The following is a 13,598-nucleotide window of genomic DNA, read 5'->3' as shown; positions in this document are numbered from 1 at the left end:
ATGGACGCATGTCCGATTCCGATAACGCGACGATGCGCAGTGTCGACGACCACCTGAAGACGGTCCTCGACACTGTGCAGTTGCTCGCCCCGATGGAGCTCCCGATCACCGATGTGAACGGGTTGGTGCTCGCCGACGACGTGGTCGCGTCCATCTCGCTGCCGCCGTTCGACAACTCCTCGGTCGACGGCTACGCGGTGCGGCTGGCCGATCTGGAGGGCGCCGCTGTGGACAGCCCCGCGGAACTGAGCGTGATCGGCGACATCGCGGCCGGCTCGGTCCACGAGGGCATCCTGGAGCCGGGCACCTGCGCCCGGATCATGACCGGCGCGATGGTGCCGCACGGCGCCGAGGCGATCGTGCCGGTGGAGTGGACGGACGCCGGTACCGAGAGCGTCCGCATCACCCGGGTCCCGGAGCGGGACCAGAACATCCGGATACTCGGCTCCGACGTGAGGACCGGCGACGTGGTGCTCAAGGCCGGCACCCGCCTGGGTCCGCGCCAGATCGGCCTGCTCGCCGCGATCGGCCAGGTCCACGCCCCGGTGCACCCGCACCCGCGGGTCGTGGTGCTGTCCACCGGCTCGGAGCTGGTCGAGCCCGGAACAGTGCTGGGCCCGGGCCAGATCAACGACGGCAACGGCCCCGCGCTGACCGCCGCGGTGAACGCCATGGGCGCCACCGGCATCCGGGTCGGCATCGTCGGCGACGACCCGCAGGGCGTGCTGGACGCCATCGAGGACCAGCTGATCCGCGCGGACATCGTGATCACCACCGGCGGGGTCTCGGTCGGCGCGTACGACGTGGTGAAGGAGGTGCTCTCGACGCTGGGCACCGTGGAGTTCACCAAGGTCGCGATGCAGCCGGGGATGCCGCAGGGCTTCGGCACGGTCGGCGAGGACCGGATCCCGATCTTCACGCTGCCGGGCAACCCGGTGTCCGCCTACGTCTCCTTCGAGATCTACATCCGCCCGGCGATCGAGAAGATGATGGGCATCGCGACGGGGCCGCGCAAGACCGTGACCGCGACCTGCTTCGGCGCCTTCACCTCGCCCGACGGCAAGCGCCAGTTCGCCCGCGGGGTCTACGACCCGCTGGGCCTGAGCGTCCGGCCGGTCGGCGGCCACGGCTCGCACCTGGTCGGCGACCTGGCCCTGGCGAACGCGTTGATAGTGGTGCCCGAGCACGTGACCGAGGTGGTGGACGGCGACGACGTCGAGGTGATCGTGCTGGACGGCGGCATCCGATGACCGAGGCGGCGCACAGCGAGCAGGACTCGGCGGCGGCCCCGGCGCCGGCTCCGGCCCCGGCGGCCGGCGGCGGCAAGTCCGACCGCCTGACCCACGTCGACGCCACCGGCGACGCGCGCATGGTCGACGTCACCGAGAAGCCGGTCTCCGCACGCCAGGCGCGGGCGACCGGCTTCGTGGAGGTCTCGCCGAAGGTGGTGGAGCTGCTGCGCGGCGAGGGCATGCCCAAGGGCGACGCCCTGTCGGTCGCGCGCATCGCCGGCATCATGGGCGCGAAGAAGACGCCCGAGCTGGTCCCGCTCTGCCACCCGATCGCGATCAGCGGCGTGAAGGTGGCCCTGGAGGTCGAGGACACCGGCGTCGCCATCGCGGCGACGGTGAAGACCGCGGACCGCACCGGCGTCGAGATGGAGGCGCTGACCGCGGTGGCGGTCGCCGGGCTGACCGTCATCGACATGGTCAAGGCGGTCGACCCGGCCGCGGTCCTGACCCGAGTCCGGGTGGAAACGAAATCTGGCGGTGTGTCAGGGGACTGGTCGCGCGAGGGTTAGGGCGCCCGCTCGATAACTCTTGCGAGTTCGAGGTCTCGGTGTCATGGTGCCCCGAACGCGGACTGTGAGCATCCTCACAGGTCGGGTTCGTACAAGGCCGATCAGACATCTCCCCGAGATTTCAAGGACGCGCCATGACCGATTCGAGTACAGCGGCGGCACTTCCCCCTGAGAACGACACAGGACGCCTGGACGACGCGTCCCGTGCGCGCATCTTCTCCGTCATCGTGGTCGTCGTACTCTTCGCCGAGGTCGCGCCGCTGCAGTACACGATGGTGTCGCCGGCGGCGCAGCTGATCGGGCGCAGTTTCCCGGGCGTGGGCAGCAACATCGCGTGGATGACCATCATCTTCGGGCTGGTCGGCGGGGCCGCCACGCCGATCCTGGGCAAGCTGTCGGACCTGTACGGCAAGCGCAACATGCTGCTGGCGGTAGGGGTGTCATTCCTGATCGGCTCGCTGATCTGCGCCACCACCAGCAACTGGACGCTCTTCCTGATCGGGCGCGCCTTCCAGGCGGTGGCGATCGCCGCGGCCACCGTCGCCTACGGCCTGATCCGCGACCTGATCCCGCGCAAGTACGTGCCGCTGGCGATCGGGCTGGTGTCCACCGGGCTCGGCGTGTCGGGCGTCGGCGGGATCATGCTCTCCGGCGTGCTGACCGACACCGCCGGCTGGAGCTACAAGGCGCTGTTCTGGTTCCTGGTGATCTACACCCTGGTGACGCTGCCGCTGGTGTTCCTGATCTGCCCGGAGACCAAGTTCCGGGCCCGCCAGAAGCTGGACCCGTTCGGCGCGCTGCTGCTGGCCGGCGGCGTGGGCTTCGCACTGCTCTACGTGTCGAACGGCGCGAACGTCGGCTGGACCGATCCGCTCTATCTGAGCTACCTGATCCTCGGCCTGCTCCTCATCGGGGCGTTCGTCGGGCTGGAGAAGAGAATCAGCCAGCCGATCATCGATCTGCGGCTGCTGTTCTCACCGAAGGTCTCGATGGTGCTGTTCATCGCCTTCTTCGCCTCGATCGTGGTCGGCATCCAGGCCTTCGCGATCCCGTACATGGTCTCCACCCCGACCCACAACGGCCTGATCGCCATGACCCAACAAGGCGCGGCGGCACGGTTCAAGGGACTGGTGCAGCCGGACCAGATCCCCGTGAAGGTGCTCGGCAACCTCAGCTACGGGCTCGGATTCACATTGCTCGGCTTGGCGTTCCGCGTCCAGGTCTGGGGTTCGACCGTCGCGATGTTCTCCGGCGCGGCCTCGGGCCAGTTGTCCGGGAAGATCGGCGCGCGCAAGCCATTGCTCGTGGGCATGTTCACTTTTGCCGTGACCAGTGGCATCTACGCGGCAGCGCATCACGGAGCACTGACGTTGGCGCTCGTCGGCATCGTCTTCGGCGTCGGATTCGGCGCCTACTACGCGACTACGCCGAACCTCCTTGTAGAGGCCTCTCCACCGGAGCAGCAGGGGATTACCGCAGGGATGCTAGGAGTGTCCAACTCCATAGGTACCGCGGTGGGAACCGCTATAGCGGCGGCCTTCCAAGCAGCCCATCCTGTGAAGCTGATAGTGGCCGGCCAGACGGTGCTCGCGGGTACTCCGGATCCGAAGACCGGTATAACGGAGCGCGCGGGAGTCTTCACTGACTCTGCCTATACGCAGATCTTCATAGCCTGTGCCATAGCGGGCGCGATCGCCTTGATCGGTACCTACTTCATGCGCTCCGGACGGACGGCTTCCACCGGTGGTCTCGGGTACCTGTCCGATGCGAAGCCGCCCGCCAAAGAAGCCGCGACTGCATAAGGGCAGAGGGCTGTCAGAAGGCTGCCTCGAAGGCCTTCGCCATCACCTGGTACCCCGCGTCGTTCGCGTGGATGTTGGGTCCGACCGGCGCCGGCGCGCACATCCAGGTCCACTGGCAGATGCGGGCCACGTTCAGCGGCACCGAGAGTCCCGGCTTCAGCGGCACCTGGTCGACGAAGTCGTTGCTCTGGAAGGCCGAGCCGACGTCCGCGACCCGGTCCCCGTACAGCGGGTACTCGACCGCGAAGACCGCGTTGAACAGGTTCGAAAAGACCGCTGACAGCACGGCGGTGCTCTGGCCGGAGGACCCGGTGAGCCACGACGCGAGGAACGGGTTGTAGTACGTCGCCCCGACGAACTCGGTCTTGTGCCCGGCCGCGGCGTGCAGCGTCTTCAGGATGACCGGCAGGTCCTGCGAAGTCTGCTTGATCCCGTTGAGACCGCACTGGATGTCCAGGCCGGTAGCGCTGGCGCAGCCGTCGACGTCGTTCGCGCCGATGTCGATGGTCACCAGCACCCGGTCGCCCTTGTGCGCCTTCAGGAACGAGGCGGCTGCGTCGAGTTGGCTCTTGTACGGCTCCGGGTACGAGCAGCCGCCGTGGATCATCGAGCCCGTGGTCTCGCCGGGGCACGCCAGGTTCACGTACTTGGTGCCATGGGCCTTCAGCGACGCGGCGATGTCGTCGGCGTAACCGTGGCCGCTGATGAAGCCCTGGCCGGTGACCGCGTTCGGCTGCCAGCCGGCGCCGAGCGAGTCACCGAGCGCCAGGTAGTAGTCGTAGGGCCGGTGCTTCCAGCCGTCCGACGCGCTCGCCGGGCCGGCGCTCACCGCCAGGCCGCACAGCGCGGCGGCCGTGACCGCGGCTGCCTTGCGCAGGCTGAGTTTGGGAACGTGCATGCTCTTGGGTCCCCTCCCGTGGAGATCGCGCCGCCTTCAGGGCTTCTTCGCACAGATGTGGCGGCGAACACCCGGATGCTACCGGCAGGTAGCCATCAGGGGTAGGGGGAGGTGACTCGTTGTTAACGGCGCGGAAAACATTGCCGGAGAGGGCAACCGCGACATCGCCGGATCCGCGTTTGAAAAGACCCAGTTCGTGTCGAAACAGCACCTGATGTCAGCGTTCGACGGGTTCAGTCGCCGATGAGATCAGTGCTCGAAGGAGCCAGAAGAATCAGAAGGAGCCAGAAGGAGTCAGTTGTCGAAGGGCAGGACCAGCGTCCGCAGCAGCCCGGCCAGGGCCTTGCGTTCGTCGGCGGACAGCCCGTCGAGCAGGTCGCGCTCCTGGGCCAGCAGTCCCTCGAAGGCGCCGTCCACGCGCTCCCGGCCGGTGTCCGACAGCTGCACCAGCACCCCGCGCCGGTCGCCGGGGTCGGGCAGCCGCTTGACCAGGTCCTTGGCGGCCAGCCGGTCGATGCGGTTGGTCATCGTGCCGCTGGTGACCAGCGTCTGAGTCAGCAGCTTGCTGGGTGTGAGCTGGTAAGGAGCGCCGGCGCGGCGCAGCGCGGAGAGCACGTCGAACTCCCACGGCTCCAGATCGTGCTCGGCGAAGGCCGTGCGGCGCGCCCGGTCCAGGTGCCTCGCCAGGCGCGAGACCCGGGAGAGGACTTCGAGCGGGGCCACGTCCAGGTCCGGGCGCTCGTGCCGCCAGGCCTCGACCAGCCGGTCGACCTCGTCCCGGCAGCCCTGCGGGTCCGGTCCGGGGAGCGAGCCGGCCGGGGCGGCGGCGCCGTTCTCGGCGGGGGTCGCGACGGCGTTCAGGTCGTGCGTGTGTGGCGTCTCCACCGCGTACCTACTCCTCGCCGTTGTTCCGAGATCCCAGCCTACCGGGAAGGTCGGCGCCGAGCATCTTGACATCGAGATTCTTGACCGGGCAGACTCTAGGTATCTCGATGTCGAGATACTTTTCCGAACATCCCACCGCCAGGAGGCGTCATGGCCGGCGACATCTGGAACGCCCAGCAGTACCTGCGCTTCGAGAACGACCGCCTGCGCCCCTTCCTGGACCTGATCACCCAGCTCGATCCGGACGGCGAGGTGCACACCGTCGTCGACCTGGGCTGCGGCCCGGGCAACGCGACCGCGCTGCTGGTCGACTGGTGGCCCGACGCCCGCATCGTGGGCGTCGACTCCTCCCCGGCGATGATCGAGGTCGCGCAGCAGCAGGCGGTGCCCGGCCAGGTCGAGTTCGAACTCGGCGACCTGCGGGACTGGCACCCGGACGGCAAGGTGGACGTCCTGCTGGCCAACGCCGTGCTGCAGTGGGTCCCGGACCACCTGGACCTGCTCCCGAGCCTGGCCGCGCAGCTCGCGCCCGGCGGGGTGTTCGGCTTCCAGGTCCCCGGCAACTTCGAGGCGCCCTCGCATCTGGCCCTGGCCGAGATGAAGCAGCGGTGGGGCGACCGGGTCCCGGCCGACCTGCAGAAGCCTGCTTCCCACGACCCGGCGGTCTACCTCGGGAAGCTCGCCGAGGCCGGGCTGGAGCCCGACGTGTGGGAGACCACGTACACCTATCTGGTCGCCGCCGACCCGGACCCGAAGGTGCCCTGCGGGGTGACCGAGTTCGTGCGCGGCTCCGCGCTGCGTCCGGCGATCAGGGCTTTGAACGAGAGCGACGCCGCGGACTTCGTGGCCGAGTACGACGCCCTGGTCCGCGCCGCCTACCCGATCCGCGAGATCGGCGGGCGCACCGTCCAGCTGCTGCCGTACCGCCGGATCTTCGCCATCGGCCGGGCCGCCTGACATTCTGGACAGAGTGATTCCGAGGGGAGAACGACGATGCTCGCTGCACTCCATCACGCCCAGGTGGCCGTCCCGAAGGGCGCCGAGGACATCTCACGGGCCTACTACGTCGGCGTCCTGGGGATGACCGAGCTGCCCAAGCCGCCGGTCCTGGCGGCGCGCGGCGGCTGCTGGTTCGCGGCCGGCGGCCTGGAGATCCACACCGGGGTCGAGGAGCCGTTCGTCCCGGCTCGCAAGGCGCATCCGGCGATCCTGGTCACCGACATCGACGAGCTGGTCGCCGCGCTCACCGCGGCCGGCTACGAGTACACCTGGGACGAGACCGTCCCCGACCGGCGCCGGCTGCACACCCACGACCCGCACGGCAACCGGCTGGAGTTCATCCAGCAGTAGGGTCTCTTAGTCCCGGGGGATGTCCCGCGCCCGCTCTTCCAACTCCTTGAGCAGAGCCTGCAGTTCGCCGCGCACATAGTCGCGGGTGGCGACCTCGCCGACCGCCATCCGCAGCGAGGCGATCTCCCGGGTCAGGTACTCCATCGTCGCGATCGACATCTCCTCGCGGTTCCGGTCCTCGGCGATCTGCACCTTGTCCCGCTCGGCCTGCCGGTTCTGCGCCAGCAGGATCAGCGGCGCGGCGTAAGCGGCCTGCGTCGAGAACGCCAGGTTCAGCAGGATGAACGGATACGGGTCCCAGCGGATCGCCCTGGTGATCACCAGGATGTTCAGCCCGATCCAGACGATGACGAGCACGGTCTGGATCACCAGGTACCGCGCCGTACCGAAGAACCGTGCGATGGTCTCCGACACCCGGCCGAAGGCGTCCGGGTCGAACGACGGCTTCAACGAGACCTGACGCCGTCCCCGGGGCTGGTCCAGCCGCGGCGGGATGTACTCGCGCGCCACTTATCGCTCCCCTGCCTCGGTGCCGGCCCGGCTCCGGCCGGCTGTCGTGCCGTCCGCGCCGTCCTGTTCCTCCAGCAGCTCCACGACCTCACGGGCCTCCGGCGGCAGCTCGTCGTGCGGATGGCCGCCCGGCCGCATCCGCCAGTCGTCGGGCAGCAGGTGGTCCAGCACGTCGTCCACGGTCACCGCGCCCAGCAGCCGGTCGTCGGCGTCCACCACCGGCGCCGCGACCAGGTTGTACGTGGCCATGTACGCCGTGACCTCGTTCAGCGGCGCGTCCGGGGCCAGCGGCTCCAGCTCGACGTCCACCACCGCCGACACCAGCGCCATCGGGGGCTCGCGCAGCAGCCGCTGGATGTGCACGGCGCCCAGGTAGCGGCCGGTCGGCGTCTCCGTCGGCGCGCGGGTGACGAACACCAGCGAGGCGTTCGCCGGCGTCCGCTCCTCGTCGCGCACCAGCGCCAGTGCCTCGGCCACGGTCGCGTTCGGCAGCAGGATGATCGGATCGGAGTTCATCAACCCGCCGGCGGTGTCCTCGCGGTAGGACAGCAGCCGCCGCACCGGGTTCGCGTCCTGCGGCTCCATCAGGGCCAGCAGCCGTTCGGCCTCGTCCGTGCTCAGCTCGCCGAGCAGGTCCGCGGCGTCGTCGGGGTCCATCGCCTCCAGCACGTCGGCGGCGCGCTCCGACTCCAGCTCGCCCAGGATCTCCACCTGGTCGTCCTCGGGCAGCTCCTCCATGACGTCGGCCAGCCGGTCGTCGTCCAGCGCCGCGGCCACCTCGCCGCGCCGCTTGGGCGACAGCTCGTGCATGACCTGCGCCAGGTCCGCGGCGTGCAGCTTGTCCAGCGCCGCGACCAGTTCGGCGGCACCCTGTTCGCCGGAGACCTCCAGACCCTGGACCGCGTCCCAGTCCACGGTCAGCGTCTCGCCGCGGCGCCGCAGTCCGCCCTTGGCCGCCTTCTGCACGAACAGCTTGGTGACCGCCATCTCCTTGCCGGCGCGCTCGGGCTCCAGGGCCACGTCCCGCACGGTCGCGGTCTCGCCGGTGGCCTTCAGCGTCACCCGGCGGTCCAGCAGCTCGCCCAGCACCAGGGTCTCTCCGGGCCGCTGCTGGAAATGCCGCATGTTCACCAGGCCGCTGGAGACCACCTGCTGGTTCTCGATCGAGGTGACCCGGCCGATCGGCAGGAACACCCGCCGCCGGCCGTGCATCTCCAGCACCAGGCCGAGCACGCGCGGCGCGCTGTCGCCGGCGCCCATGCTGACCACGATGTCGCGGATCCGGCCGACCGGCTCGCCGTCGGCGTCGAACACGGAGCGTCCCGCAAGGTGGGAGACGTAAACGCGGGACAGGGCCCTCAAGTCAACCTCCGCATCCGGTCGACGTCGCCGGCGGTGGGGGCGCCGACTACCGGTGGTCATGGTGAATGTGCTGCCACACGGGCTCACTGAAACGCCGCCGACCGTGCGACCTCCCAGGTCCGATGATGTGATCAGGCTACCGGTTCCGGGACCGGCGTGGCCGACTCCGCTACTCCTTCTCCGTCGGGTCGGCCGACCGTCTAGTCTCGTGGCGACACCGATTGACTGGAGCATCGTGCGCACGTCCCGAGGAACCGCCGTCAGAGTAGGCGCCGCGCTGGTCGCGGCAGTGGCGGCGCTGGCCGGATGCGGATCCACCGGCACCAACGGCGTGGCCAAGAAGGGCGCCGGATCCATCGTCGCCACGGCCGAGGACGCGGTGCTGAACGCCAGCAGCGTGCACATCCAGGGCCAGTTCACCTCCGGCGCTCAGCAGGTCGCGCTGGACCTGCGGCTGGAGAAGGACAAGGGCGCCTCCGGCACCGTCACCATCGGCACCGAGGTGATCGAGCTGCTGCGGGTCGGGCCGGACGTCTACGTCAAGGGCGACCAGGCGTTCTACCGCTCCGTGCTGTCGCGGCTCGGCGACACCTCGCCTGCGCCGAGCGCGTCCGGGTCCCCCTCGACCTCAGCGGGCAGCCCGAGTTCGAGCTCGTCGGACAACAGCATCGCGGTGACCGCTATGCAGATCAACTACCTGCACATCGGCCCGGCCGACGCGCAGTACCAGACGTTTGCCTCGCTGACCGATCCCCGCCAGCTGCTCTCCCAGATCATGCAGGGCATCGGGTCGCTGGGCAAGGACGGGCAGAAGGACATCCGGGGCACCAAGTCGATCGTGCTGTCCGGGGCGAAGGACACCCGGGTGTACGTGGCCATCGACGGCGAGCCCTACCTGGAGCGGGTGCTGCCGCCCGGTGGCGGGACGCTGGAGTTCATGGACTACGGCACGCCGGTGACGCTGAACCCGCCGCCGCCTGGACAAGTCGTCGACATAGCGAAGATCGCGAAGTAGTAGCGATCCCCTCACACCACCGAGGCGAAAGCCTTGCCGTCCAGCACGATCTCCGGCTCGACCCCCAGCGCCGCGTACACATGCGCCGCGACGTCGACATGCCGCAGCGTCCCGTAGTCCGCGCCGCCCTCGATGCCCGGACCGCACGCCGCGATCCACGCCGTCCGCTCGGCCTCGCTGCCGCCGCCGTGGCCGCCTTCGAGCACCTGGCCGTGGTCCGTCACCAGGATGAAGGTCCAGTTCTCCGCGGCCCGCTCCGGTCGCGACGCCACCGCGGCCAGCAACCGCCCGACCCGCGCGTCGGTGCGGCGGATCGCGGCTCGGTACAGATCCCCGCAGCCCTGGTCGTGGCCGGTGGCATCGTTCACGCCGAGGTAGACGAACGCCGCCGCGACGTCCTCGGCGGCCAGCACGCGCTCGGCGTCCCCGGTGATCGCCTCGTCGCCGCGGTCGCAGCCCGGGGCCGACTGCCCGAACGTGGCGAAGCTCAGGCGCGAGGGCGCGGCGAACATCGGGCCGTGGTCGGCGGTGGTGGCCAGGGGCGGCCAGGCGCCGATCGCCAGATAGGTGTGCAGGCCGAAGTCGCGCGTCAGCACGGTCAGGAAGTCCGGGTGCTCGGTGAGCCGGTGCCCGGCGAAGTCGTTGCTCCTGATGTTGTGCCGGTCGATCGTGGTTCCGGTGACGGCGGTGGCCCAGCAGGGACCTGACACCGTCGGCGTGCCGTCCTCGATCCACACCGGGGCCAGGAAGCCCTCGCCGATGATCCGGTCGATGTTCGGCGTCGGCTCGGCCTCCAGGAAGTCCAGGCGGGTGCCGTCGATCCCGATGACCAGTACGCGTGAAGTGCTCATCTCTCCCCTGGGTTGTGAGTCGGCTAAGCGATCCGCGCGAGATCATCCTCACGGACCGCGCCGAGCAGCGGAAGCCCCGCGACGTACCGCTCGACGTCGGCCACCGCGTACGCGCCGAGCAGCGCCACCTCGGTCCCCATCGCCCCGGCCAGGTGCGGCGTCACGACCACGTTCGGCAACAGGAACAACGGATGCGTCGGCGGCAGCGGTTCGTCCGGGTCGGTGACGTCCAGGAACGCGTCGATCCGGCCGGCCGCGCAGTGCCGCACCAGCGCCTCGGTGTCGATCAGGGCGCCGCGGGCGGTGTTGACGAGCACCGATCCGTCGCGCATCAGCGCCAACCTCCGATCGTCGAGCAGATGATGCGTCTCCGGCAGGGACGGCGCGTGCAGGGTCACCACATCGCTGCGGCGCAGCAGCTCGTCGAGCTCGACGAGCTCGACCGACCACGGCGCGGGCACCAGAGCCGCAGCCTCGGCGGCGCTCAGCGTCGGATCGGCGAGCAGCACCTCGAAGCTCTCGCGCGCCAGCATCGGCAGCACCAGCCGGCCGATCCGCGACGCGCCGACCACCCCGACCGTGCGGCCGGCGTTGCCGAACCGGGGCGAGGTCGCGGACGACTTGTAGCGGCCCCGGGCGTACTGCCGGGCCATCGCGAAGGTCCGTTTGCCGGCCAGCAGAATCACGCTCAGCGTGAACTGCGCGACCGGATAGGCGTTGGCGTCCGCGGCCGAGGACGCGAGGATGCCGCGCGCCCAGAAGTCCGGGCCCAGATGGTGCTTCACCGAGCCCGCCGCGTGGATCACCGCGCGCAGGTTCGGCGCCGCGTCCAGCACGTCGGCGTCCAGCATCGGGCAGCCCCAGCCGGTGAGCAGGACCTCCGCGCCGGCCAGCGCCCGCCGGGCGCGCGGTTCGGCGAAGTCGGTCACGACCAGGTCGTGGTCGATCTCGACGACGGCGTCGAGCCGGGCGCGCAGCGCGGCGGGGAACGCCGCGTCGGCGACGTCCGGGCGCAGGGCGAAGAACGCGGCGGCGCGGTCGGCCATCGAGTCTCCTTCTCAGTTCATGTAACCGTTTTCGTAGCTCCGGACTGTAGGTCGCTGACGTGATGGGGTCAAGAAGGAGCACGTAGAGGTCATACCGGATCACGAGTCGGCCACGCTGACGTCGAAGGCTTGACGCGGGACAGTAACCGTTTTAGGTTCGCGTCCCATCGCACCAAACGCTCCACAGACCGAACGCTCCAGAGGTTGGGAGGTACCGCATGGCCGCAACGGCCGCCGCAGCCGCCGCGTCATCCGCGGCCAAGCCCCGTGACCGGACCCGCTGGGCCCGCTTCCGGCGGGACAAGGTCCTGCTGCTGATGATGCTCCCGGGCGTGCTGTACTTCGGCGTCTTCCAGTACGCGGCGCAGCTCGGCAACATCATCGCCTTCAAGGACTACGTGCCCTTCGTCGGCATCAAGGACAGCGCCTGGGTCGGCTTCCAGCAGTTCTCGACGCTGTTCGCCGACCCGGACTTCTGGCACGCGGTCCGCAACACCTTCGAGCTGGCGCTGATCCAGCTGGTCTTCTTCTTCCCGGTACCGCTGGCGCTGGCGATGTTCCTGTTCAGCCTGACCCGGAACTGGGTGCGCAAGCTGGTGGTCAGCTTCGTCTACCTGCCGCACTTCATCTCGTGGGTCGTTGTGGTCGGGCTGTTCGTGCAGGTGCTCGGACCCTCCGGGATGGTGAACAGCTTCCTTACTCACGACAGCCACCACGTCGTGGTCAACGTCTTCCGCGACCCCTCCTGGTTCAAGCCGATGATGCTGATCGAGCTGATCTGGAAGGACTGCGGCTGGGGCACGATCATCTTCCTGGCCGCGCTGTACCAAGTGGACGACTCGCTCTACGAGGCCGCCTCGCTCGACGGCGCCGGCTGGGCCCGCCGTACCTGGCACGTGACCCTGCCCTCGATCCGGCCGGTCATCGTGCTGCTGCTGATCCTGCGGGTCGGCGACATCCTGTCGGTCGGCTTCGACCAGGTGATGCAGCAACGCGACACGTTCACGCCGGCCGCGGCGGAGGTGATCGACACCTACGTCTACAACCACGGCGTCGGCAGCGGCCAGTTCTCCGTCGCGGCGGTCGCCGGCCTGCTCAAGGGGCTGGTGGCGATGGTCCTGGTGATCGGCGCCAACAAGGTCGCGCACAAGCTCGGTGAGCAGGGGGTCTACCAGTGAGCGTCGAGAGCTCGAATCTGCGCCCCGTCTGGATGGGTCGGCCCAAACCAGCCGTCAGCGCCCTGAAGGCGGCCACGGTCGTGGTGATCCTGGCGCTGATCGCCGTGCCGTTCTGGCTGGTGCTCGCCACCTCGGTGTCCTCCGACGCCAAGGTGAATGCCAACGGCGGCTGGTCGCTGTGGCCGGACGAGCTGGACTTCTCCGCCTACACCAACGTCTTCAAGGGCGGGACCATCGGCCACGCGCTGTGGGTCTCGGTCCTGGTGACCGCGCTCGGCACCGCGCTGAGCCTGGCCTCGACGACGTTCCTGGCCTACGCGCTGTCCCGGCCGAACGTGCTGGCCGGCAAGCCGGTCCTGCTGGCCGTCCTGTTCACGTTCCTGTTCCCGGCCGGAATGATCCCGAGCTTCCTGGTGGTCACCGACCTGCACCTGTTCGACCACCTGGCCGCGCTCTTCGTCCCGGTGATGATCAACGTCTTCAACCTGGTCATCATGCGCGGCTTTTTCCAGGGCATCCCGGAGGAGCTGTACGAGGCGGCGCGGCTCGACGGCGCGGGCGATCTCAGGACCCTGTTCCGGATCGTGCTGCCGCTGTCCAAGGCGATCATCGCGGTGGTCGGCCTGTACTACGCCGTCGGCTACTGGAACGACTACTTCCGGGCGATGCTCTACACCAACGGCGGCTCGCTGAACCCGCTGTCCACGGTGCTGCGCGGCTTCGTCATCGCCGGCAACAACCCCAACGCCGAGGCCGGCGTGGACATCACCGGCATCGCCCCGATGAAGGCGATCTCGGCCCTGGTGGTCATCGCGATCGTGCCGATCGCCGCCGCCTTTCCCTTCCTGCAGCGCTACTTCACCAAGGGCGTCATGACCGGCGCCGTCAAGAGCTAAGGAG

The 13,598-nt window shown here is 69.3% G+C and carries 14 protein-coding genes; 8 read left to right on the top strand and 6 right to left on the bottom strand.

Annotation, left to right across the window (positions count from 1 at the left end):
• Nucleotides 1-8 precede the first annotated feature (8 nt).
• From glp to ABH935_RS15415, 3 genes are all read left to right on the top strand, one after another.
• Nucleotides 9-1,250, top strand: a complete 1,242-nt coding sequence (gene glp / locus ABH935_RS15425) for a gephyrin-like molybdotransferase Glp (protein WP_370378565.1) — start codon at nucleotides 9-11, stop codon at nucleotides 1,248-1,250.
• The gene (moaC, locus tag ABH935_RS15420; RefSeq protein WP_370378564.1) at nucleotides 1,247-1,801 is read left to right on the top strand and encodes a cyclic pyranopterin monophosphate synthase MoaC; all 555 of its coding nucleotides are present in this window, start codon (nucleotides 1,247-1,249) and stop codon (nucleotides 1,799-1,801) included. Before glp ends, moaC begins: the two co-directional genes overlap by 4 nt.
• A gap of 134 nt (nucleotides 1,802-1,935) precedes the next feature.
• On the top strand, nucleotides 1,936-3,603 hold the full coding sequence (locus ABH935_RS15415) for an MFS transporter (RefSeq protein ID WP_370378563.1): 1,668 nt from the start codon (nucleotides 1,936-1,938) through the stop codon (nucleotides 3,601-3,603).
• 13 nt (nucleotides 3,604-3,616) lie between these two features.
• Here the strand turns inward: ABH935_RS15415 and ABH935_RS15410 are convergent, their stop codons facing one another.
• Both ABH935_RS15410 and ABH935_RS15405 read right to left on the bottom strand, forming a co-directional pair.
• Nucleotides 3,617-4,501 carry an SGNH/GDSL hydrolase family protein gene (locus ABH935_RS15410; protein WP_370378562.1) on the bottom strand — a complete coding sequence of 295 codons (885 nt, stop codon included), beginning with the start codon at nucleotides 4,499-4,501 and terminating at the stop codon, nucleotides 3,617-3,619.
• A gap of 294 nt (nucleotides 4,502-4,795) precedes the next feature.
• Nucleotides 4,796-5,263 (bottom strand): MarR family transcriptional regulator, encoded by a 468-nt coding sequence (locus ABH935_RS15405; protein ID WP_194905229.1) that lies wholly within the window; start codon nucleotides 5,261-5,263, stop codon nucleotides 4,796-4,798.
• Nucleotides 5,264-5,536: 273 nt separating this feature from the next.
• Here ABH935_RS15405 and ABH935_RS15400 point away from each other — a divergent pair, with 273 nt between their 5' ends.
• Both ABH935_RS15400 and ABH935_RS15395 read left to right on the top strand, forming a co-directional pair.
• Nucleotides 5,537-6,343, top strand: coding sequence for a methyltransferase domain-containing protein (locus tag ABH935_RS15400; RefSeq protein WP_370378561.1), 807 nt, complete (start codon nucleotides 5,537-5,539; stop codon nucleotides 6,341-6,343).
• 36 nt (nucleotides 6,344-6,379) lie between these two features.
• Nucleotides 6,380-6,736 carry a glyoxalase gene (locus tag ABH935_RS15395; RefSeq protein WP_370378560.1) on the top strand — a complete coding sequence of 119 codons (357 nt, stop codon included), beginning with the start codon at nucleotides 6,380-6,382 and terminating at the stop codon, nucleotides 6,734-6,736.
• 6 nt (nucleotides 6,737-6,742) lie between these two features.
• Here ABH935_RS15395 and ABH935_RS15390 read toward each other — a convergent pair whose 3' ends face one another.
• Both ABH935_RS15390 and ABH935_RS15385 read right to left on the bottom strand, forming a co-directional pair.
• Nucleotides 6,743-7,246, bottom strand: coding sequence for a DUF1003 domain-containing protein (locus tag ABH935_RS15390; protein ID WP_370378559.1), 504 nt, complete (start codon nucleotides 7,244-7,246; stop codon nucleotides 6,743-6,745).
• Nucleotides 7,247-8,608 (bottom strand): magnesium transporter MgtE N-terminal domain-containing protein, encoded by a 1,362-nt coding sequence (locus tag ABH935_RS15385; RefSeq protein WP_370378558.1) that lies wholly within the window; start codon nucleotides 8,606-8,608, stop codon nucleotides 7,247-7,249.
• Nucleotides 8,609-8,816: 208 nt separating this feature from the next.
• Here ABH935_RS15385 and ABH935_RS15380 point away from each other — a divergent pair, with 208 nt between their 5' ends.
• Entirely contained in the window at nucleotides 8,817-9,623 is an 807-nt protein-coding gene (locus ABH935_RS15380) for a hypothetical protein (protein ID WP_370378557.1), read from the top strand.
• An 11-nt stretch (nucleotides 9,624-9,634) separates the two neighbouring features.
• On the opposite strand, the gene ABH935_RS15375 is transcribed toward ABH935_RS15380, so the two are convergent.
• The gene (locus ABH935_RS15375) at nucleotides 9,635-10,474 is read right to left on the bottom strand and encodes an alkaline phosphatase family protein (RefSeq protein WP_370378556.1); all 840 of its coding nucleotides are present in this window, start codon (nucleotides 10,472-10,474) and stop codon (nucleotides 9,635-9,637) included.
• 23 nt (nucleotides 10,475-10,497) lie between these two features.
• Nucleotides 10,498-11,520, bottom strand: a complete 1,023-nt coding sequence (locus tag ABH935_RS15370) for a hydroxyacid dehydrogenase (protein WP_370378555.1) — start codon at nucleotides 11,518-11,520, stop codon at nucleotides 10,498-10,500.
• A gap of 218 nt (nucleotides 11,521-11,738) precedes the next feature.
• Here ABH935_RS15370 and ABH935_RS15365 point away from each other — a divergent pair, with 218 nt between their 5' ends.
• Nucleotides 11,739-12,698 (top strand): ABC transporter permease, encoded by a 960-nt coding sequence (locus tag ABH935_RS15365; RefSeq protein ID WP_370378554.1) that lies wholly within the window; start codon nucleotides 11,739-11,741, stop codon nucleotides 12,696-12,698.
• A complete protein-coding gene (locus ABH935_RS15360) occupies nucleotides 12,695-13,594 on the top strand; it encodes a carbohydrate ABC transporter permease (RefSeq protein WP_370378553.1) in 900 nt (299 codons plus the stop codon). The genes ABH935_RS15365 and ABH935_RS15360 overlap by 4 nt, the downstream gene beginning before the upstream one ends.
• The last annotated feature ends 4 nt before the right edge of the window (nucleotides 13,595-13,598 follow it).

Source organism: Catenulispora sp. GAS73 (genome assembly GCF_041262085.1).
Classification (GTDB): domain Bacteria; phylum Actinomycetota; class Actinomycetes; order Streptomycetales; family Catenulisporaceae; genus Catenulispora.
Note: the sequence above shows the minus strand (reverse complement) of the source record. Positions and strands in the feature narration are given on the sequence as shown.

Bases quoted from the DNA above. Each gene is read 5' to 3' on its own strand.
- glp (WP_370378565.1), top strand. From the start codon at position 9: ATGTCCGATTCCGATAACGCGACGATGCGCAGTGTCGACGACCACCTG.
- moaC (WP_370378564.1), top strand. From the start codon at position 1,247: ATGACCGAGGCGGCGCACAGCGAGCAGGACTCGGCGGCGGCCCCGGCG.
- ABH935_RS15415 (WP_370378563.1), top strand. From the start codon at position 1,936: ATGACCGATTCGAGTACAGCGGCGGCACTTCCCCCTGAGAACGACACA.
- ABH935_RS15410 (WP_370378562.1), bottom strand. From the start codon at position 4,501: ATGCACGTTCCCAAACTCAGCCTGCGCAAGGCAGCCGCGGTCACGGCC.
- ABH935_RS15400 (WP_370378561.1), top strand. From the start codon at position 5,537: ATGGCCGGCGACATCTGGAACGCCCAGCAGTACCTGCGCTTCGAGAAC.
- ABH935_RS15395 (WP_370378560.1), top strand. From the start codon at position 6,380: ATGCTCGCTGCACTCCATCACGCCCAGGTGGCCGTCCCGAAGGGCGCC.
- ABH935_RS15375 (WP_370378556.1), bottom strand. From the start codon at position 10,474: ATGAGCACTTCACGCGTACTGGTCATCGGGATCGACGGCACCCGCCTG.
- ABH935_RS15370 (WP_370378555.1), bottom strand. From the start codon at position 11,520: ATGGCCGACCGCGCCGCCGCGTTCTTCGCCCTGCGCCCGGACGTCGCC.
- ABH935_RS15365 (WP_370378554.1), top strand. From the start codon at position 11,739: ATGGCCGCAACGGCCGCCGCAGCCGCCGCGTCATCCGCGGCCAAGCCC.